Source organism: Cryobacterium sp. TMB3-10 (assembly GCF_004402305.1).
Classification (GTDB): Bacteria; Actinomycetota; Actinomycetes; order Actinomycetales; family Microbacteriaceae; genus Cryobacterium; species Cryobacterium zongtaii.
This window is the reverse complement of sequence record NZ_SOGH01000013.1, coordinates 1-18,656: the sequence shown is the minus strand read 5'-3', so window position 1 is coordinate 18,656 and position 18,656 is coordinate 1. Positions and strand designations below refer to the sequence as shown.

20 protein-coding genes and 1 pseudogene are annotated in these 18,656 nt (G+C 69.1%); 16 read left to right on the top strand and 5 right to left on the bottom strand.

The features are described from left to right. Window positions 1-113: 113 nt before the first annotated feature. Window positions 114-710, top strand: a complete 597-nt coding sequence (locus E3T22_RS05645) for a putative glycolipid-binding domain-containing protein (RefSeq protein ID WP_103478537.1) — start codon at window positions 114-116, stop codon at window positions 708-710. Window positions 711-798: 88 nt separating this feature from the next. On the opposite strand, the gene E3T22_RS05640 is transcribed toward E3T22_RS05645, so the two are convergent. Continuing rightward, window positions 799-1,077, bottom strand: a complete 279-nt coding sequence (locus tag E3T22_RS05640) for a GlsB/YeaQ/YmgE family stress response membrane protein (protein ID WP_088457438.1) — start codon at window positions 1,075-1,077, stop codon at window positions 799-801. A 145-nt stretch (window positions 1,078-1,222) separates the two neighbouring features. On the opposite strand from E3T22_RS05640, the gene E3T22_RS05635 reads away from it, so the two are divergent. The 10 genes from E3T22_RS05635 to E3T22_RS05595 all read left to right on the top strand — a co-directional run bounded on the left by E3T22_RS05635 (window position 1,223) and on the right by E3T22_RS05595 (window position 10,328). After that, window positions 1,223-1,885: a response regulator transcription factor gene (locus E3T22_RS05635; protein WP_088457437.1), complete on the top strand. Its 663-nt coding sequence runs from the start codon at window positions 1,223-1,225 to the stop codon at window positions 1,883-1,885. Between the two features lie 125 nt (window positions 1,886-2,010). Further along, complete coding sequence (locus E3T22_RS05630) at window positions 2,011-2,421, top strand: hypothetical protein (protein ID WP_198414960.1); 411 nt, start codon at window positions 2,011-2,013, stop codon at window positions 2,419-2,421. 110 nt (window positions 2,422-2,531) lie between these two features. Beyond that, window positions 2,532-4,148, top strand: coding sequence for a xylulokinase (locus tag E3T22_RS05625; protein ID WP_103460942.1), 1,617 nt, complete (start codon window positions 2,532-2,534; stop codon window positions 4,146-4,148). Window positions 4,149-4,249: 101 nt separating this feature from the next. Beyond that, the gene (locus tag E3T22_RS05620) at window positions 4,250-4,711 is read left to right on the top strand and encodes a hypothetical protein (protein WP_103478540.1); all 462 of its coding nucleotides are present in this window, start codon (window positions 4,250-4,252) and stop codon (window positions 4,709-4,711) included. Then, complete coding sequence (locus E3T22_RS19635; RefSeq protein WP_370449236.1) at window positions 4,690-5,058, top strand: hypothetical protein; 369 nt, start codon at window positions 4,690-4,692, stop codon at window positions 5,056-5,058. The genes E3T22_RS05620 and E3T22_RS19635 overlap by 22 nt, the downstream gene beginning before the upstream one ends. Further along, window positions 5,055-5,306: a hypothetical protein gene (locus E3T22_RS19630; protein ID WP_341476107.1), complete on the top strand. Its 252-nt coding sequence runs from the start codon at window positions 5,055-5,057 to the stop codon at window positions 5,304-5,306. Before E3T22_RS19635 ends, E3T22_RS19630 begins: the two co-directional genes overlap by 4 nt. A 284-nt stretch (window positions 5,307-5,590) precedes the next feature. After that, window positions 5,591-6,880, top strand: coding sequence for an ROK family transcriptional regulator (locus E3T22_RS05610; protein ID WP_088457434.1), 1,290 nt, complete (start codon window positions 5,591-5,593; stop codon window positions 6,878-6,880). Between the two features lie 80 nt (window positions 6,881-6,960). Then, the gene (locus E3T22_RS05605) at window positions 6,961-8,043 is read left to right on the top strand and encodes a sugar ABC transporter substrate-binding protein (protein ID WP_103478541.1); all 1,083 of its coding nucleotides are present in this window, start codon (window positions 6,961-6,963) and stop codon (window positions 8,041-8,043) included. 99 nt (window positions 8,044-8,142) lie between these two features. Beyond that, window positions 8,143-9,027 carry an ATP-binding cassette domain-containing protein gene (locus E3T22_RS05600; RefSeq protein WP_088457432.1) on the top strand — a complete coding sequence of 295 codons (885 nt, stop codon included), beginning with the start codon at window positions 8,143-8,145 and terminating at the stop codon, window positions 9,025-9,027. After that, window positions 9,024-10,328, top strand: coding sequence for a sugar ABC transporter permease (locus E3T22_RS05595; protein ID WP_103478542.1), 1,305 nt, complete (start codon window positions 9,024-9,026; stop codon window positions 10,326-10,328). Before E3T22_RS05600 ends, E3T22_RS05595 begins: the two co-directional genes overlap by 4 nt. 248 nt (window positions 10,329-10,576) lie before the next feature. Here E3T22_RS05595 and cobA read toward each other — a convergent pair whose 3' ends face one another. Both cobA and nirB read right to left on the bottom strand, forming a co-directional pair. Further along, window positions 10,577-11,671 carry a uroporphyrinogen-III C-methyltransferase gene (gene cobA / locus E3T22_RS05590; protein ID WP_088457430.1) on the bottom strand — a complete coding sequence of 365 codons (1,095 nt, stop codon included), beginning with the start codon at window positions 11,669-11,671 and terminating at the stop codon, window positions 10,577-10,579. Between the two features lie 3 nt (window positions 11,672-11,674). Then, a complete protein-coding gene (gene nirB / locus E3T22_RS05585) occupies window positions 11,675-14,347 on the bottom strand; it encodes a nitrite reductase large subunit NirB (RefSeq protein ID WP_134480785.1) in 2,673 nt (890 codons plus the stop codon). 202 nt (window positions 14,348-14,549) lie between these two features. On the opposite strand from nirB, the gene nirD reads away from it, so the two are divergent. Continuing rightward, a complete protein-coding gene (gene nirD, locus E3T22_RS05580; protein ID WP_088457428.1) occupies window positions 14,550-14,948 on the top strand; it encodes a nitrite reductase small subunit NirD in 399 nt (132 codons plus the stop codon). Beyond that, window positions 14,948-15,691, top strand: a complete 744-nt coding sequence (locus tag E3T22_RS05575) for a sirohydrochlorin chelatase (protein WP_134480786.1) — start codon at window positions 14,948-14,950, stop codon at window positions 15,689-15,691. Before nirD ends, E3T22_RS05575 begins: the two co-directional genes overlap by 1 nt. A gap of 27 nt (window positions 15,692-15,718) precedes the next feature. Here E3T22_RS05575 and E3T22_RS05570 read toward each other — a convergent pair whose 3' ends face one another. Next, on the bottom strand, window positions 15,719-16,273 hold the full coding sequence (locus E3T22_RS05570) for a GNAT family N-acetyltransferase (RefSeq protein WP_134480787.1): 555 nt from the start codon (window positions 16,271-16,273) through the stop codon (window positions 15,719-15,721). A gap of 77 nt (window positions 16,274-16,350) precedes the next feature. Continuing rightward, window positions 16,351-17,277, bottom strand: a complete 927-nt coding sequence (locus E3T22_RS05565; RefSeq protein ID WP_088457425.1) for a LysR family transcriptional regulator — start codon at window positions 17,275-17,277, stop codon at window positions 16,351-16,353. A gap of 132 nt (window positions 17,278-17,409) precedes the next feature. Here E3T22_RS05565 and E3T22_RS19465 point away from each other — a divergent pair, with 132 nt between their 5' ends. The 3 genes and pseudogenes from E3T22_RS19465 to E3T22_RS18995 form a co-directional block, all read left to right on the top strand. Further along, window positions 17,410-17,532 carry a hypothetical protein gene (locus E3T22_RS19465; protein WP_255453135.1) on the top strand — a complete coding sequence of 41 codons (123 nt, stop codon included), beginning with the start codon at window positions 17,410-17,412 and terminating at the stop codon, window positions 17,530-17,532. A 72-nt stretch (window positions 17,533-17,604) separates the two neighbouring features. Then, complete coding sequence (gene pyrE, locus E3T22_RS05560) at window positions 17,605-18,150, top strand: orotate phosphoribosyltransferase (protein WP_165787853.1); 546 nt, start codon at window positions 17,605-17,607, stop codon at window positions 18,148-18,150. Next, window positions 18,150-18,656: pseudogene (locus E3T22_RS18995) on the top strand (hypothetical protein); the annotation flags it as partial. The gene pyrE and the pseudogene E3T22_RS18995, both read left to right, overlap by 1 nt.

Sequence of the window (18,656 nt, the reverse complement as noted above, 5' to 3'; positions counted from 1 at the left end):
AGTACGTGAAGGCGGACTTCTTCCCGACACGCTGCGTTTTGGGTACACCTGGAACGGCGATTGGTGAAGAAGTCCGCCTTTACGTGCCGGCGTCACCCAGGCAACATGGGCGCATGAAGCAATCGGATGTGGCCTGGCGAGGGCAGGACGACCCTGACCGCATCGATCGGGCGTTGATCGAGATCGGGGAGAGCGGCCTGAAGGCCGAGGGAACCTCGGTCACGGTCGGCTATGCCACCGCCTGGTCGTTGGACGCCACCGATGCCTGGTGCACCTTGACGGTCGACATCAGTGCGCACGGCGCCGGTTGGATGCGTTCACTCGCGCTGACCCGGGATCAGAACGACCACTGGGCAGCCGTGACCCAGGTGCAGGGCGATGCCGGTCTTCCGCCCGCCGGCCTTGCGGAACCAGGCAGCATCGACGGTGCGCTCGACTGCGACATCGGCCTGTGCCCTGTGACGAACACCATGCCGATCCGGCGCCTGCGGCTGCTGAATGGGAACGTGCCGGAGACCGCGCTGGTGATGGCCTGGATCGAGATACCGTCCCTGCGGGTGATTCGGAGCGACCAGGTGTATGCCTCGTCGACGCCCGGCCGGGTCCGGTACCGCGGCGCCGGTGGTGACGATCAGGTCGAGTTGACCGTCGACTCCGACGGCATTGTGGTCGGTTACCCGGGCTTGGCGACCCGGCTCGCCAAGCGTTGATGCCATCATCCTCCGCCGGGCCTGTCAGGGTTGCGCTCCCTGCATGCGGCCCCGGTGACCTGCCAGGTGGCGGCCACCGGGAGACCGGCTAGTGCTGAACGCTGCGCCGATTGCTGACGCGGATGTAAACCAGGAGCACGATGATCGCGCCGATGATGGATCCGATGATGCCGGCCGGCTGGAAGAAGCCGTCCATGGGGTCGTGCTGGAAGATCAGGAAGCCGAGGAACCCGCCGACGAAGGAACCGATGATGCCCAGCACGATGGTCATCGGGATGCTAATGTTCTGCCGACCGGGCACGACGAGGCGGGCGACGGCGCCGGCGATGATGCCGACGACGATGAGGCTGATGATGAGACCAAGCATTGTGGTCTCCTTCCTGTTTGATGGGGCTGAGCCTTCGATGTGACCAGCGGTTGCTGGGCGATAAACAGCAAATCACCCAGAAGGAGGCGGCGGCACACCCCTAGGGGTGTAACTGCCGGGCCGGCAGAAGCTGTAGCGTCCTACTATGTCTTCGACCCAGCCCGTGACTGTCGCCCTGGTCGATGACTACGACATCGTGCTGAAGGGCCTGGCGCACATGTTCGATCACTATCGGGATCGTGTGCTTGTTGCGGAGATCGATGCGAATGCGGCTCTCTCCGACACAACCGACATCGTGCTGTACGACTCCTTCGCCCAGCCCGAGTCCGATCTGTCCGAGCTCACGGCCCTCGTGCGAAACCCGCGAGCCCGTCGCGTCGTCGTGTACACCTGGAATTTCCAGCCCTCGCTCATCGATGATGCGTTGGAGCGGGGCGTCAGCGGTTACCTGTCGAAGACGCTGCCCGCCCGCGACCTGGTCGCGGCCCTGGAGTCGGTGCACGCCGGTGAGATCGTGGTGAGCGATCCGCCGAAGCGAGCGGGCAGCGCTCCCGGACTGGACTGGCCCGGGCGTCGCGAAGGAATCACAGACCGTGAATCCGAGATCCTGGCGCTCATCACCCAGGGCAAGAGTAACGCCGAGGTGGCCGCGCTCACCTACCTCAGTCCCAACACCGTGAAGTCCTATATCCGCAGCGTCTACGGCAAGATCGGGGTCGCCAGCCGTACCCAGGCTGTGCTCTGGGGTGTCGGCCACGGGTTCGCCCCGGACCACCATCGAATCGACAGCTGGCTCGGCGGTCCCTGAGTCAGGCACACCGGATGCGCCGGTGCCCCATTCGCGCCCGCCGAGCAGGATCGAAGAAGCACACCTGCCGGGTTGCTTCTACAGTGGGTGCCAGAGACGCAACCTTGACCAGTGAGGAACAGATCGTGAGCGAAACCTTCAGCAAAGAGGAGAAGGCCGCCATGCGGGCGGCCGCGGCAGAGGCCAAGGCCGCAAAACTGGGCGCCGACCTCGAAGCCGCGTGCCTGGCGGCGATCGCCGAGATGTCCGGCACCGACCAGGAACTGGCCGAGACTTTGCACCGATTGGTGAAGGAGAACACCGACCTGGGTGCCAAGACCTGGTACGGCATGCCGGCGTATACGGACTCCGACGGCAAGGTGGTGGTCTTTTTCCAGAGCGCCGCCAAATTCAAGGTGCGCTATGCCACCATCGGCTTCCAGCCGGACGCCAACCTCGACGACGGAAACCTCTGGCCCACCTCATTCGCGGTGACCAAGCTCACCGCCGAGGACCAGAGGCGACTCGTCGAGCTGTTGGAGAAGGCCGTCGCCTGACGGACACCCGACCGCCTGCCCCACCCGCGTCAACCGGAGCTTCACGCCGAATACCTGGCGGCGATTCACAACGTTGCAAAAGGTGCCCGGCCATCCGCCATAATCGAGATATGACTAGCAACGATGCACTCGACGCCGCCCGGACCGCAATTCTCAGCGGACGGACGTCCCTGGGGATCGAGCTGGGGTCGACCCGCATCAAGGCCTGCCTGATCGGCGAGGACCCGGCTGACGTCCTCTCCGTCGGCAGCCACGAGTGGGAGAACCAGTTCGTCGATCGGGTCTGGACGTACTCGTTGGCAGACGTGTGGACGGGCATCCAGGCCGCTCACGCTGCCCTCGTCGCCGATGTCGAAAAGCAGTACGGGGTTCGCCTGGAAAGCTACAGTGCTGTCGGCGTTTCGGCGATGATGCACGGCTATCTAGCGTTCGACGCCGCCGGCGAGCAGCTGGTTCCGTTCCGCACCTGGCGCAACACCACCACAGGTCCCGCGGCGACCGAGCTGACCGAGCTGTTCGGAGTGAACATTCCGCTGCGCTGGTCGATCGCGCACCTGCACCAGGCGGTCGTCGACCACGAGCCGCACGTGGCGCAGCTCGACTTCATCACGACCCTCGCCGGCTACGTGCACTGGCAGCTCACCGGCCGCAAGGTCCTGGGCGTCGGCGATGCCTCGGGCATGTTCCCCATCGACGCCGCCACCGCGGACTACGACGCCGAGCTCCTCGCCCGATACGACGGTCTGGTCGCCGAGTCCGCTCCCGACCTCAACCTGGCCGCACTCCTGCCCACCGTGCTGGTGGCCGGCCAGCCGGCAGGCGAGCTCACGGCGGCGGGCGCGGCCCTTCTCGACCCGACCGGTGCCCTGCGTCCAGGCGCCGTGCTGTGCCCGCCCGAGGGCGACGCCGGCACGGGCATGGTCGCGACCTGTTCCGTCGCCCCGCGCACCGGTAACGTCAGCGCCGGCACCAGCATCTTCGCGATGGTTGTGCTCGAGCGCCCCCTCAAAAAGGTGCACCACGAACTCGACCTGGTCACCACCCCGGCCGGCGATCCCGTCGCGATGGTGCACTGCAACAACGGGGCAAGCGAGCTCGCCGCGTGGGCCGGGATGTTCGGCCGCTTCGCCGCGGCCAGCGGTAACCCCGTTGCCAGCGACGCGGTATTCGACGCCCTGTTCCGTGAGGCGCTCGACGGTGACGCGGATGCCGGCGGCCTGTTGGCCTACAACCACCTGGCCGGCGAGCCCATCGCCGGCCTCACCGAGGGGCGGCCGCTCTTCGTGCGCACCCCCGACAGCCGGCTCACCCTCGCCAACTTCATGCGCGCGCAGCTCTACGGAGTGTTCGGCACGCTCAGCCTCGGCATGCGCGTTCTCGCCGAGGAGGGCGTCGAACTCGACGCGATGTTCGCGCACGGTGGGCTCTTCCGCACCGCCGGTGTCGCCCAGCGATTCCTCGCCGGCGCCTTGGATGCCCCGGTCTCGGTCGCCGAGACGGCATCGGAGGGCGGCGCCTGGGGCATCGCGGTCCTGGCGTCCTACACGGCGGCCACAGCATCCGGCGTCGACCTCGACCTGGACGGGTACCTGCGTGAGCGAGTGTTCGTGGGGCAAGAATTCGAGACCGTCGCCCCCGACCCTGTCGACGTCGCCGGCTTCGCCGACTACCTGGACCGCTACCACGCGGGTCTTGCCGTCGAACGGGCTGCCGTCGACACGCTCTAAGCCGAGCTCCACCGCACACGTCCCAATTGCGATGCGGCTGCACGAATTGCCGCAGCCTGAATCGTCCCAGTGAGCTGTGGCATTGGGCATAGGCTCTGGCCATGCTTCGCATCCGAAAGACGCGGTGGAAGGTCGCCTACATTGCCGCCGGTCTGACCGTCTTGGCACTCAACAGCGCGGCCTTTCCGCACACCGTCACGAATCCGATTTTTGCGGTGGAGGGCATCCTGCTGTACCTGCTCCTCTATTTCGGTGGTGTGCGGTCCTTCCGTGGTGCAGACGAGCCGGTTGAGCCGCCACGCGCCTGGTGGCGGATGACCTCGCGACCACGGGCCGGCTTCGTGGTCGGATCGTTGCTGGTCCTGAGCGTCGCCAACTGGATGTTCTCGGTCGCCACGGGGGCGACCGACGTGGCACTCGCAGGCGTGCTCGGTGTGATCGCTGATGCGTTGCTGGCTTTCCTGTACTTCAGGTCCTCGGTCCGGCTGCACCGAGTGCTCCCTCGCATCGTGCCCCAGCGAACCGTCCAGGACCCGCCGCAGTGGAAACCCATCAGGCGTTGACCGGTGCGCCCGCGATGAGTCGGACGGCCATGGCCTCCGCCGACGGTGCCCTTCCGCTTCGGCCCCGCCGAGTGCTGGTTGCCGGGGTGTCCGGTACGGGCAAAACCACCCTCGCCGCGCGGATCGCCGTGATCACCGGGGGCGCACACACGGAGATCGACGCGCTGTTCCACGGCCCGAAGTGGGTGCCCCGGCCGGAATTCGCCGATGATGTGCGCGGTTTCATCGCCGCGGAGTCATGGACGACCGAATGGCAGTACAGCGCCGCCCGCGAGGTGCTTGCCGAACGTGCCGATCTGCTCGTGTGGCTCGATCTGCCGTTCTGCGCGTCACGCTTCCCCGGGTGATCCGCCGTACCATCCGCCGCCGGGTTCGCCGCGAGGAGTTGTGGAACGGCAACGTCGAGCCACCCATCCGCACGCTGCTCAGTGACCGTGAGCACATCGTGCGGTGGGCGATCTCGACCCGGCGGAAATACGACGAACGGGTGCCGGCGCTGGAACTTGCGCACCCCCACCTCGTCGTCGTGAGGCTGCGATCGCAGCGTGAGGTCGAGCGGTGGCTGGGCGGGGCTCTCGCTGACGCGGTGCGCTAGCGGGGCACCGCCGGTGCGGTGGGCCGGTTAGTCCGGCGGCTCAACGTGCTCGCCGAACGGCGGAAGGTTGATGTCTTCCTCGTTGACCTCCACGTCCCCGAAATCGTCCGGTCCGCCCGTGCCCGGCGCCACCTTCACCTTGTCCGCGACGTCCGGGTCGACAGCCGCCAGCGGTGACTCGTCCTGTTTGGCTTGCGTGTCCGTTTCACTCGCCGGACGTCCAGGAATACCGCCCGGCGCGAAAGCTTGCCCGTCCTGGTGGTCTCGGCAGTATCGTGTCTCCTGTGAGCAGCCGCCGCAATCCCGGGTCGCAGTCGTCCCTGCGTGAGGCCAACCGCGCCCGCATCCTCGACGCGATCACCCACCACGGCGCCCTCACCCAGGTGGAACTGGCCGCGGTCACCGGGCTGTCGCCGGCCACGGTGTCCAACATCGTCAAGGAGCAGGCCGCCGCCGGGGTGCTGGCGACCACGCCCACGTCCCGCAGCGGCCGTCGCGCGGTGCGAGTCACCCTCGCCAGGGAACTGGGCCTGGTGGTGGGCCTGCACGTGGCGAACCGGCAACTGCGGCTGGCGCTGGCCGACGCCGGCCACCAGGTGCTGGCCGAGCGGATGCTGCCGCTGGCCCGCGACCACCGCGCCGACAGCGAACTCGACAGGGTGATGCTGCTCATCCGGGACATGGCCGAGTCGGTGGGCGCCGGCCTCGACGAGGTGCTCGCGGTGGGGGTGGGTCTGGCCGCGCCTGTCGACCCGCGTACCGGCCTCATCGCCACCGCCGGCTTGCTGCGCGGCTGGGACGGGGTGCCCGTCGCCGAAGAACTCGAGTCGCGGCTGCACCGGCCGGTGTTCGTCGACAACGAGGCCAACCTCGGTGCACTCGCGGAGTACCGCATCGGCGCGGCCCAGGGCGTCCGGCAGGCGGCCTATCTGCGTCTGTCGCACGGCGTGGGCGCCGGCCTGATCGTGGATGGCCGGGTCTATCGCGGCGGTAGCGGCAAGGCCGGAGAGATCGGTCACGTCACCCTCGACGAGCAGGGCCTGGTCTGCCGATGCGGCAACCGCGGCTGCCTGGAGACCCTGGTGGGAGCCTCGGCGCTGGCCGCGAAGTTCCCCGGCAGCCACGGCGAGGTCAAGCTGCGCGACGTCGTGCTGCGCGCCGAGGCGGGCGAGGCCCTGGCGCGCCGGGTGATCGCCGATGCCGGCCGGCACCTGGGTATCGCGCTCGCGGGTCTGAGCAACCTCGTCGACCCGCACCGCATCGTGGTCGGCGGTGAGCTGGCCGAAGCCGGCGAGATGCTGCTCAGCCCCCTGCGGCACGCTCTGGAACGCTCCACCCTGGCCACTGCAGCCGGGGTGCCCGAGGTAGTCAAGGGCGAGCTGGGGGAGCGGGCCGAGTTGCTCGGCGCGGTGCTCTTCGCCATCGATCGCGCCCAGATCACGGCGGGCCGCACCGACGGCCCGATCCGCACCGTGGCGGCCGCCCCGGCCCCCGATATCCTGCCGGGGATCGGTGGCATCCTGCCCGGTCTGGCCCCGCAAATATCGCCCGAAAGGGGCGGTCTGGCCTCTTGAGTTCAAGCCTTGACGGCATTTGGCACCGGGGCCATGCTCGTTACACCGCCAACGAGGGTGGTCACAGTAGGAGGCACATCATGAGAAAACCCAGGAAGAGGTTCGCGCTCCTGTCGATCGCATTGATCGCTACCGCGGGTGCTCTGACCGCGTGCACCACCGGCGACGACGGCGGCAGCGACGACGGCGGCGGGTCCGGCGACGCCATCAAGATCGGCCTGCTCCTCCCCGAATCCCAGACGGCCCGGTACGAGAAATTCGACCGCCCGCTGTTCGAAGAACATCTGGCGACCCTGGGCGACTACGAAGTCGTCTATGCCAACGCCGACCAGGATGCCTCGAAGCAGCAACAGCAGGCTGAATCCGCCCTCACCGAGGGCATCGAGGTCATGGTTCTCGACCCCGTCGACGGTGCGGCGGCAGCCAGCATCGTCGCGAACGCCGCCGCGCAGGACGTTCCGGTGATCGCCTACGACAGGTTCATCGAGGGTGGCCAGATCGCTTACTACATCTCCTTCGACAACGAACAGGTCGGTGTTCTCCAGGGTGAGGCCCTCGTGGAGCGGCTCCAGGCCGACGGTACGACCACCGGCATCATCATGATCAACGGGTCGCCCACCGACGGCAACGCGACGCTGTTCAAGGAAGGCGCCCACTCGGTCATCGACGCGAGCGGCATCCCGATCCTGGCCGAGTTCGACACGCCGGACTGGAGTGCCGAGGAGGCTCAGACCTTCGCGGCCGGCCAGATCGGTCAGTTCAGTGACCAGATCTCGGGCGTCTACGCGGCCAACGACGGTACGGCAGGCGGCGCCATCGCGGCACTGCGGGCCGCCGGAGTCGACCCGATCCCCCCGGTCACCGGTCAGGACGCCGAGCTCACCGGCATCCAGCGCATCGTCGCCGGCGACCAATTCATGACGGTCTACAAGGCGATCAAACTGGAAGCGGAGTTGGCTGCCGAGGTGGCCGACCAGCTGGCCCGCGGCGAAACGCCGGAGGGAGACACCGAGATTGACGGCATCCCCGCGACCCTGCTCACCCCGGTCGTCGTCACCGTCGACAACATTGCCGACACCGTGATCGCCGACGATTTCTACACCGTCGACGAGATCTGCACCGCTGAATACGCGGACGCCTGCGCGGCCGCCGGCCTGCAGTAAGGCGGTGCCCCAGACGCCGACCGGGAGTCCTACCCACGATTCGACTCCCGGTCGGCCCACCGGCTCCAACAGCCAGCGGCTGCAAACAGAGGAATCACAATGACCGTGCTTTCCCCCGAACCCGTGCAGGGCGCACCCACCAGCGAACTCGTGCTCTCCATGCGCGGGATCGACAAGAACTTCGGCGCCGTGCAAGCCCTCACCGCCATCGACCTGGACATCTACTCCGGTGAGGTGGTCGCGCTGGTCGGCGACAACGGTGCCGGCAAGTCCACCCTGATCAAGATCCTCGCCGGCGTGCACCCCAAGGACGGCGGCACGATCACCGACGGAGACAAATCGGTCACGATCAACAACCCGGCTGAATCCGGCGCGTTGGGCATCGCCACCGTCTACCAGGACCTGGCCCTGTGCGACAACCTCGACGTGGTCGCCAACCTGTTCCTCGGCCACGAACTCGGCCGGGGCACCATCAACGAGGTCGAGATGGAGAAGCGCTCCTGGGAGCTGTTGCGGCAACTGTCGGCACGCATCCCCTCGGTGCGTATCCCGGTGGCGTCGTTGTCTGGCGGTCAGCGCCAGACCGTGGCCATCGCCCGTTCGCTGATCGGCGACCCGCGCATCGTGATCCTCGACGAGCCCACCGCGGCGTTGGGTGTGGCCCAGACCGCCGAGGTGCTCAACCTCATCGAGCGGCTGCGTGAACGCGGCCTGGCCGTGGTGCTGATCAGCCACAACATGGCGGATGTGCAGGCCGTCGCCGACCGCATCGTGGTGCTGCGTCTGGGCCGCAACAACGGTGAATTCAAGGTGGCCGATGTCACCTACGAAGACATCATCGCGGCCATCACCGGCGCCTCCGATAACGCCGTCACCCGGCGCGCCCAAGCCCGGGTCGGCTCTCCGGAGGCCGCGGATGACGCTGTTCCATCCCCTGACGTTGCACCCCCTGATGTTGCACCCCCAGAGGAGGCCCGGCCATGACGACCCCGACATCGCCCCCACAGTCCAGCCCGCCCGAACCGGCGGCGCCGCCCACCGAAACCGTGCGCCTCGCCGCGGTGGCCGCCGACCTGCAGGACGAGCGTCTCATCCAGCAGCACGGCATCGGCGGTGCGGTGCGCGCCTTCGGTCGGCGGGTACGTTCCGGTGACATCGGTTCGTTGCCCGTTGTGATCGGCCTGATCGTGATCTGGGTGGCGTTCTCCCTGCTCAACCCAAACTTCCTCTCCAGCACCAACCTGGTCAACCTCACCCTGCAGTGCGCGGCCGTCGGCACCATCTCCATCGGCATCGTGCTGGTGCTGCTGCTGGGCGAGATCGACCTGTCGGTCGGGTCGGTCAGCGGCCTGTCCGCGGCCATCCTCGCGGTCGGTTTTGTCAACCTGGGCTGGCCGCTGCCGGTCGCCCTGCTGGCCTCGTTGCTGTCCGGTGTGGTCATCGGCCTGCTGTACGGGTTCCTGTATACCCGGTTCGGGGTACCCAGCTTTGTGATCACCCTGGCCGGGTTGCTCGGCTTCCTCGGGCTGCAGCTGTGGGTGCTCGGCTCCACGGGGTCGATCAACATCCCGTTCGATTCCTGGATCGTGCAGTTCGCCCAGCAGTGGTTCCTGCCCGACTGGCTCTCCTACGTGCTGGTGATACTGACGGCACTGGCCTATGCGGCGCAACTGCTCGTCACCGCGAACCGGCGGGCGGCGGCGGGGCTCTCGGCCGTGCCGGCCACCTCGATCGTGGTGCGCAGCGTGTTCCTGCTGCTGGTGCTCGCCGTGCCCACCTGGTACCTCAACCAGACCCGCGGTGTCGGCGCGACATTCGTGCTGTTCCTGGTGCTCGTCGTGGTGATGAACTTCTTCCTCACCCGCACCCGCTGGGGCCGGTCGGTGTACGCGGTCGGCGGCAATGTGGAGGCTGCCCGGCGGTCCGGCATCAACGTCACCAAGGTCTACCTCACGGTTTTTGTGCTGTGCTCCACCTTCGCGGCCCTGGGCGGCATCCTCGCCGCGGGCCGGCTGGCGGCAGCCAACCAGGGCTCGGGCGGCGGCGACACCAACCTCAACGCCATCGCCGCCGCGGTGATCGGCGGCGCCAGCCTCTTCGGCGGCCGCGGCAGCGCGTTCTCAGCGCTGTTGGGCATCCTGGTGATCCAGTCGATCTCCAGCGGCCTGACCCTACTCAACCTGGACTCGTCGATCCGGTACATGATCACCGGCGCGGTGCTGCTGCTTGCGGTCATCGTCGACTCCCTGTCGCGCCGAACCCGGGCGTCGCACGGTAGAGCCTGACCGCCTCCCGCCCGGGGCCGGGCGGAGGCGGCAGAGGAAGGCGGCGGTTCTCGCCCCACCCCGGCAGCGCAGCCGGCGAGGCAGGATCGCCGCCTTCGCGGTGCCGGGATGCGGCACCATCGCCGGGAGCACCTCATTCAAGTGGCGGTGATCCCCTTCGCTGACTTGCCGCAAAGTTCCTCCTTCAGAGCAGGCACAGGGGGTTTTGCAGCAACTCGGCCGGTCAGTCGGGTCGGCGGGGCGGGAACCTAGGTCGCCAGGGTCGCGGCCTCGCGCAGGAGATCGGCGGCAGTGTCATCGCCGTGCGCGGCCAGGGCCACCACGTCGCCGATCACCACGACGGCGGGGGATCGCACCCCGGCGTGGGCCGCGAGCGCGGCGATGCTGTCCAGCCGGCCGAGGGTCGTGCGCTGGTCGTGGGCGAAACCGCGCTCCACGATCGCCACGGGCATGTCGGTGCGCATCCCGAGCCTGGTGAGGCCGGCAACCAGCTGCTGCAGGGTGCCGATTCCCATCAGGACCACGATGGTGCCGCCCAGGCCCACCAGGTGGGTCAGTTCGGTGTCGTTGATCGGCGCGTGCCCGGAGATCACCGTGAACATCCGGGTGATCTCGCGGTGGGTGACGGGGATGCCCGCGGCGGCCGGCACGGCGATGGCGCTGGTCACCCCAGAGATCACGGTCACCGGTACACCGGCGGCGCGGCAGGCGATGACTTCTTCGCCACCCCGACCGAAGACGAACGGGTCGCCGCCTTTCAGGCGCACCACGGTGAGGCCGGCCAGGGCGGATGCCACCATCATCCGCTCAGCATCGCGCTGGGGGATCGCGTGGTGACCGGGAGCCTTGCCCACGTCGATCTGCTCGGCGCCGGGCGCCCAGACGTCGAGCCTGTCGGTGGGGCCGAGCCGGTCGTAGTAGACGATGTCGGCCGCGTTCAGTGCCGCGAGCGCACCGACCGTGAGCAGGCTTTCCAGGCCGGGGCCGCCGCCGACGAGCGTGACCGACCCGATGGGCGCGGTCGACGCCGCGGTTTCCCGGCTCAGCCAGGTGCGGTGCCGCGCGCACGCCGCAGCGATCACGGCGTCGGTGGGCGGAGTGGTCTCCACGACGGCGACCAGGTCGACGGCGGCGATGAGCGCATTCCAGGCGCCGACCGACCGGGGAAACACCGGGGTGTGCACCCCGGGGGCCGGTCGGACGGCCGGCGACTGCGGGCCGGGTCCGGCCAGGTGGTACACGGTCGCGCCCGAGGCCAGGTACCGCGCGAGGACACGGCGTGCCGCGTGGGCCCCGCCGACGACGAGGACCCGTTTCCCCGAGAAGTCGAGGCCGGCGGACACGGGCTACTCCACGCCGGTCGCCGAGGAAACCGGGATGTCGATGTCGTCCCGGCGAACCGGGATGGTGAGGCCGGCCAGGTGGACGGGGCCGGCGGCGCTGGTGCCGTCGCGTTCTTCAGGGCGGGCCGGACGCGGCTGGCCGCGTTCGATCACCTGAAGGAGCGACGGGTCGGGGGTGTCGGAGTTCACGAACGGCCGGAACCGGCGCAGGCGCTCGGGATCGGCCAGCGTGGCGGCCCACTCGTCTTCGTACACGTCGATGTGGGCGGCCATGGCCGCTTCAAGGTCATCGGCGATGCCCAGGGAATCGCTGCAGACGACGTCGCGGACGTGGTCGAAACCACCCTCGATGTCTTCCTGCCAGCGGGCGGTGCGCTGCACGCGGTCGGCGGTGCGGATGTAGTACATCAGGTAGCGGTCGATGTACTTGATCAGGGTTTCCTCGTCGAGGTCCTTGGCGAGCAGCACGGCGTGAACGGGCTGGAAGCCGCCGTTACCGCCGACGTAGAGGTTCCAGCCCAGCTCGGTGGCGATGACGCCGATGTCCTTGGCGCGGGCCTCGGCGCACTCGCGGGCGCAGCCGGAGACACCGATCTTGAACTTGTGCGGCGAGCGCAGGCCGCGGTAGCGGTTCTCCAGCGTGATCGCCAGCGCCACGGAATCCTGCACTCCGAAGCGGCACCAGGCCGACCCCACACACGACTTTGCCGTGCGCAGGCTCTTGCCGTAGGCCTGGCCGGACTCGAAACCGGCATCCACCAGGGTGCGCCAGATGTCGGGCAGCTGGTCGAGCCGGGCGCCGAACAGGGCGATCCGCTGACCACCGGTGATCTTGGTGTACAGGTTGAATTCGGCGGCGACCTCGCCGATCGCGATGAGCTTCTCCGGGGTGATTTCGCCACCGGGAATGCGGGGGATAACCGAGTAGCTGCCGTCCTTCTGCATGTTGCCGAGGGCACGGTCGTTGGTGTCCTGCAGGCCGCCACGGCCGGCATCCAGGATGTACGCGGAGGACTGCGAGGCCAGGATCGAGGCGATGGTGGGCTTGCAGACATCGCAGCCGAGGCCGGTGCCGAAACGTTCCATGATCTGGTCGAACGAGGTGAGCTGCAGTACCCGCACCGACTCGAACAGTTCGCTGCGGCTGATCGAGATGTGCTCGCAGAGCGCCTTCGAGATTTCAAGGCCGGCGGCGGTCAGTTCGGTTTCGAGAACCTTCTTGAGCAGCGGCACGCACGAGCCGCACTGGGTGCCGGCCCGGGTGCAGGCCTTGAGTGCGCCGAGCTCGGTGACGGGGTCGCCGTGGTCGCCACGGATGGCCGCGCGCACGGTGCCGAACGACACGTCGTTGCAGGAGCACAGCTGGGCGTCGTCGGGCATGTCGGAGCTGGACGGCAGCTCGGCGCCGGAGGCGGACAGGTACGCGCCGGGTTCGGCGGGCAGTTCGCGGCCGAGCAGCGGGCGCAGCGACAGGTACGGGGAGGCGTCGCCGACGAAGATGCCGCCGAGCAGGGTCTTGGCGTCGCTGGACACGACGACCTTCTGGTACAGGCCACGCGCGGGGTCGGCGTAGACGACCTCGAGGGCCCGCTCGCCGGTGCCGAAGGCGTCACCAAAGCTGGCCACCTCCACACCGGAGAGCTTGAGCTTGGTGGCGTCGTCGATGCCGGGGAACAGGGCCTGGCCGCCGTTGAGCCTGTCGGCCACGACCTCGGCCATCGCGTTCGCGGGAGCGACGAGTCCGATGCAGCGGCCGTCGTAGCTGGCGACCTCGCCGATGGCCCAGATGCCGGGCACGGAGCTGGAGCAGTCGTCGCCGATCACGATGCCGCCGCGCGGGCCGATCTCCAGGCCCGCCGCGCGGGCGAGTTCGTCGCGGGCACGGATGCCGATGGACCAGACAATCAGGTCGGCGTTGATCTGCCGATCGTCGTCGAGGGTCAACCCGAGTACCTGGCCGGTCTCGGCGACGAGGATCTCGGTGGGGCGGTGGCCGAGTTCGAGGTGGATGCCCTGGCCGTGGATGAGACGGCCGAGGGCCATGCCGGCACCCTGGTCGAGCTGGGTGGGCATCAGCCAGGTGGCGCCATCCACGATCGTGGTGTTGGCGCCGAGGTGCTGCACACCGCCGGCGGCCTCGAGCCCCAGTAGGCCGCCGCCGATCACGGTGACGTTCGCGGGCCGGCCGAACTTCGCCTTCAGGCGTGCGGTCTCGCTGACGAGGAAGTCCACGTCTTCGATGGTGCGGTACACGACACCCTTGTCGCCACCGGGCACCGGCGGAACGAAGGCGCTCGAACCCGTCGCGAACACCAGGTCGTCGTAGGCCAGGGCGTCACCGTTGTCGAGGGTGACGGTCCGGGCCGCGGGGTCCACGGCGGTGACGCGGCTGCCGCCGCGGTAGCGCACGGTCTCGGACTGCCAGAACACCGGGTCGCCCAGGGTGAGGTCCTCCGGACCGTTCAGGCGGTGCGAGAGGGAGACCCTGTCGTAGGGCAGGTGGATTTCCTCGCCGATGACGGTGATGTCGACGGGCCGGGCGGAATCGCCGTCCGCGACAGTGCGGGCGACCATGGCCTCGGTGAACCGGTGCGCGGCGGGGCCGCCTCCGATCACGATGACGCGGCGCACGCCGTCCGATTCGCTGGTCGTCGGCAGGGGAGTGTTCAGTGTCATTACGGCATCTCTCGGGTAAATCAGGCCGCATAATCCCGACGGCGTCGTCCGCCGTCGCGCCGACCTCATGGCGTCCCTCAAGTAAGTCACATCCGCGCGCGCTAAAAGAGGGTACTTGGTCCCGAAGATCACGACCCCGGCTTGGGTAATCTGAGGGGGTGCCGAACGCATCCACTGGCCCGGCGCCGGAATCGAGGACATCATGCTGACCACTGAAAGCACCACCGCGCCGCGGAGCGCCGACGCCACCACCGGATGGGCGACAGTCTGCGAACTCTCCCAGCTCGAACCCCTGTGGGCAGAAGCGGCCATCGTCGACGGCGAGCAGCTCGCGTTGGTGCGGATGCCCGACGGAACCGTGTACGCCGTCTCGAACCGGGACCCCGCGACCGGCTCGTTCGTGATGTGCCGGGGAATCGTCGGCTCGCACGGGGACCGGGTGACGTTGGCCTCGCCGCTGCACAAGCAGGTCTATGACCTGGCCACCGGCGAGTGCTTCACCTCCGCCGACTTCACGCTGCCCACCTTCGAGACCAGGGTCGAATCCGGCTCGGTGCAGGTGCGGCTGGCCCCGGACGCCTCGGCCCGCGCCGCGGCGTGATGAGCGACGCACTCCAGCGCGACACAGCGCCGCTCCTGCTCCTCGCCTCGCACGGCTCCCGGGATCCCGCTGCCCAGCGCGCGGTGCTGGCCCTCGTCGACGCGGTGACTCGTGCGCTGACCACAATCAGCCCGGCCACCCCGGTTGCGGCCGGTTTCATCGATGTGCAGCAGCCGGATGTGCCACAGTGCCTCGCCGAGGCCGGCCCCGGCCGGTCCGCCGTCATCGTGCCGCTGCTGGTGTCCGCCGGGTACCACGTGAAGTTCGACCTCGCCAACGCCGTGGCCCAGGCCCAACCGCGTCAGGTCGGCGTGACCGCGGCGCTCGGACCCGACAGCCGGCTGACCGACATCCTCGCCGACCGGCTGGCCCAGAGTGGCCTGCGCGCGGAAGACCGCGTGATCCTCGCCGCCGCGGGATCGAGCGACGCGGACGCCGTGGCCGACTGCCGCACAGCGGGCGAGCAACTAGCCGCCCTGCTGGGCCGACCGGTCACCGTCGCCTTCATCGCCGCCGCGACGCCGAGTCTGGTGGATGCCGTGGCCGCCGCGCGCAGTGAGTCACCGGATGCCCGCGTGGTCGTCGCGAGCTATCTGCTGGCACCGGGCACCTTCGCCAGGTGGTCGCAGGACGCCGGCGCGGACGTGGTCAGCGCGACCCTCCTCGTCGAGGGCGAGGAGCCCCCGGCCGCACTCGTCGACGTGGTGGTGGACCGGTACCTGAGTGGCGTGCGCACGCTCTGACGCCGGGCGCGTCGGCAGCCAGAGGGCTTAGACCTCGAGGCCGTCGCGGATGATCGTCTGCCCGGTCGGCCATTTGCTGAACGGCGCCGCCACCGGGAGCACCATCGCGGGGCCGGTGAAGGTCTCCGGGCGCATCCGGGTGTCGATCATGCGGGTCACCTGTCCGGGCGACTGCCGCCAGCCGCCACCGGCGTAGTAGGCGACGAGCTCGGGAGCGCAGGTGAGGTAGCCGAACGGCAGCCCCTGGCCGGTCAGGGCCGTGGCGGCCTCGGCGAGCAGCCGACGGCCGAGGCCGGTGCCTTGGAAGTCGGGATCGACGCCGACCAGTCCCACATCGCCGACCAGCTGCGACCCGCCGGACTCGAGGCGCAGCATCCGCCGCACGAAGCCGAGGTGGGCGACCGGCCGGCCGTCGTGGTAACCGATCACGCGGGCCTCCGGGCGGGCGCCCATCCAGCTGCGGGTGCCGGTGAAGGTGGCGTGGTCCTCGGGGTAGTAGCGCGCGAACAGGGCCGCCAGGGCGGTGTGGTCGTCGGCCGAGAGATCGGCCTCCCAGCGCAGGGTCCATTCGATGTCAGCCATCCGGTCAGCCTAACCGCCGGCGCACGACCAGCCGCTGGAGGACCAGCCGCTGGAGGACCAGCCGCTGGAGTACCGGCTCAGCCGGCCGCCGCCGCGTGCTCGGCCTGCACCTGCGCCGCCCGGGCGCGCAGCGCCTCGACGACGGTACGCACGGCCAGGCGCTCGGCTCGGTCGGGCCGCATCAGCGCCACGATCTGCCGTTCGGCGTCGAGTCCCCGTAGTGGCTTGAGTACCATCCGGCCGGGCTGGTCGCCGCTGGAGGTGTATCGGGGGACGAGGGCGATGCCGAGCCCGGCCATGATGAACGATTCGATCAGCCGCATGTCCGCGAACCGTTGGGTGACCCGGGCGCGGCTGCCGGTCTGCAGTTCGATGTCGTGCAGGATGCGTCCGAACGGGTAGCCGAGGGGCACGCCGATCCAGGTCTCACCGACCACGTCGCTCGCGCCCAGCGACACCCGACCGGCCAGTCTGTGTCCGGTCGGCAGGCCGACGTCGAGGGGTTCGGTCATCAGGGGCACCGAGGTGAGGCCGCGCCCGCCCCAGGTGTGCTGCCCGCGCATGCTGTGGGCGAGCACGATGTCGTATTCGCTCGTGAGCGCGGGAAAGTCGCTGAGCTCCGGGTCCATGTCGGTGCAATGCACCGCCAGGCCGTCGTGGTCGGCCAGGTCCTGCAGTGCGCCCGGCAGCAGCATCTGTCCGGCGGTGGGGAACGTGACCAGGCTCACGTCGCCGGTGGCCCGGTTGCGGAAGGTGTCCCAGACGGCTGTGGCGCGCTCCAGCGCCACCGCGATATCCGTCGCGCTCGCGGCCAGCGCGCGGCCGGCGTCGGTGAGCACAAGCCCGCGCCCGCTGCGTTCGGTGAGGGGCAGGCCGGCCTCGCGCTCGAGGACCTTCAGCTGCTGCGAGACCGCAGACGGGGTGCGGTGGGTGGCCCGCGCAACGGCGGTCACGCTGCCGCGTTCGGCCAGCTCGCGGAGCAGTTCGAGGCGCTGAACATCCATGAAGCCAGACTACATAGTCCTTGCTAAACAATGTGATTGTGCTGAATGGTTGTTGGTGGTCAGATAAAGACGTCGGTTACCGGGCAGCAGCCCGCGTGGCCCGGCCATCCACTTCCCTCGAAAGGCACGACCGTGTTCGTTTTCATGCTCCTCATCTCCCTTGTTGCCGTAGGCGCCGTCGTCGGCACCGTCGTTGCCGTGAACAAGGATGGCTACGGTCGTGTTCCCGTGCGGAAGTTCGTTCGCAGCTTCTGATCACCCCGACCGGCGCACGCCCGTATCGTGCACCGGGCGCGCGGGCGCGTGTTGGCCTAAAGTAGCCCTGTGATGGATACCCGCAGAAAACTCATCGACTACATCTCGGCCGACGCCGTCTTCCACGGTGACTTCACCCTCACCAGTGGCAAGAAGGCCACGTACTACGTGGATCTCCGCAAGGTCAGCCTCGACCACAGGGTCGCCCCGCTGATCGGCCAGGTCATGATCGATCTCATCAAGGACATTCCGGATGTCGTGGCCGTCGGCGGCATGACCATGGGCGCCGACCCCGTCGCCACCGCGATCCTGCACCAGGGTGCCGCCCGCGGGCTGGCCTACGACGCCTTCGTCGTTCGCAAGGAACCCAAGGACCACGGCCGTGGCCGCCAGGTCGAGGGCCCAGACCTCGCCGGCAAGCGGGTCATCGTCCTCGAAGACACCTCCACCACCGGTGGCTCACCGCTCGCTGCCATCGAGGCGCTGCTCAAGGTGGGCGCCATCATCGCCGGCGTCGCCGTGGTCGTGGACCGCAGCACCGGGGCCCGCGAAATCATCGAAGAGGCCGGCTACCCGTACTACGCGGCCATCGGACTCGAGGACCTGGGACTGAGCTGATGCCCGAGCAGCAGGGCGGCAACGACGACAAGGACCTCGGCCTGGACTGGCTCGCGGCTCAGCTGAACGCCGACGACAGCGAGGCTGCCGCCGAGGCCGCCGCCGGCACCAAGGCGGATGCGGGGCCCGACTCTCCCCCGACCGTCGCCCTCCCCGTCACGCCCGTTGTCGTTCCGCCGGTTGCGCCGCCCGCCGCACCGCCAGCAGACCCGCCCGCCGCACCGCCGGGGCCCGCTGCGCAGGTTCCATCCCCGGATTCTGCGTCGGCCGACGGTGACACCGCGCCTGCCGCCACCACCCCGGCGCCGTCCGGCGGTTTCCGCTGGGGCCTCACCCCGACCATCGAGCCCGATCCGGCCGTTGACGCCGCGCGACGCACCCCGCCGGCTCAGGCCGCTCCCGCGACTCCGGTCATCCCCGCCGCGGCGCCGCCTGTTGCACCGGCGCCGCCCGCCGCCGCGGCACCGCCCGTTGGTCCCGCATCCGCGCCACGGGCCGCCGCACCG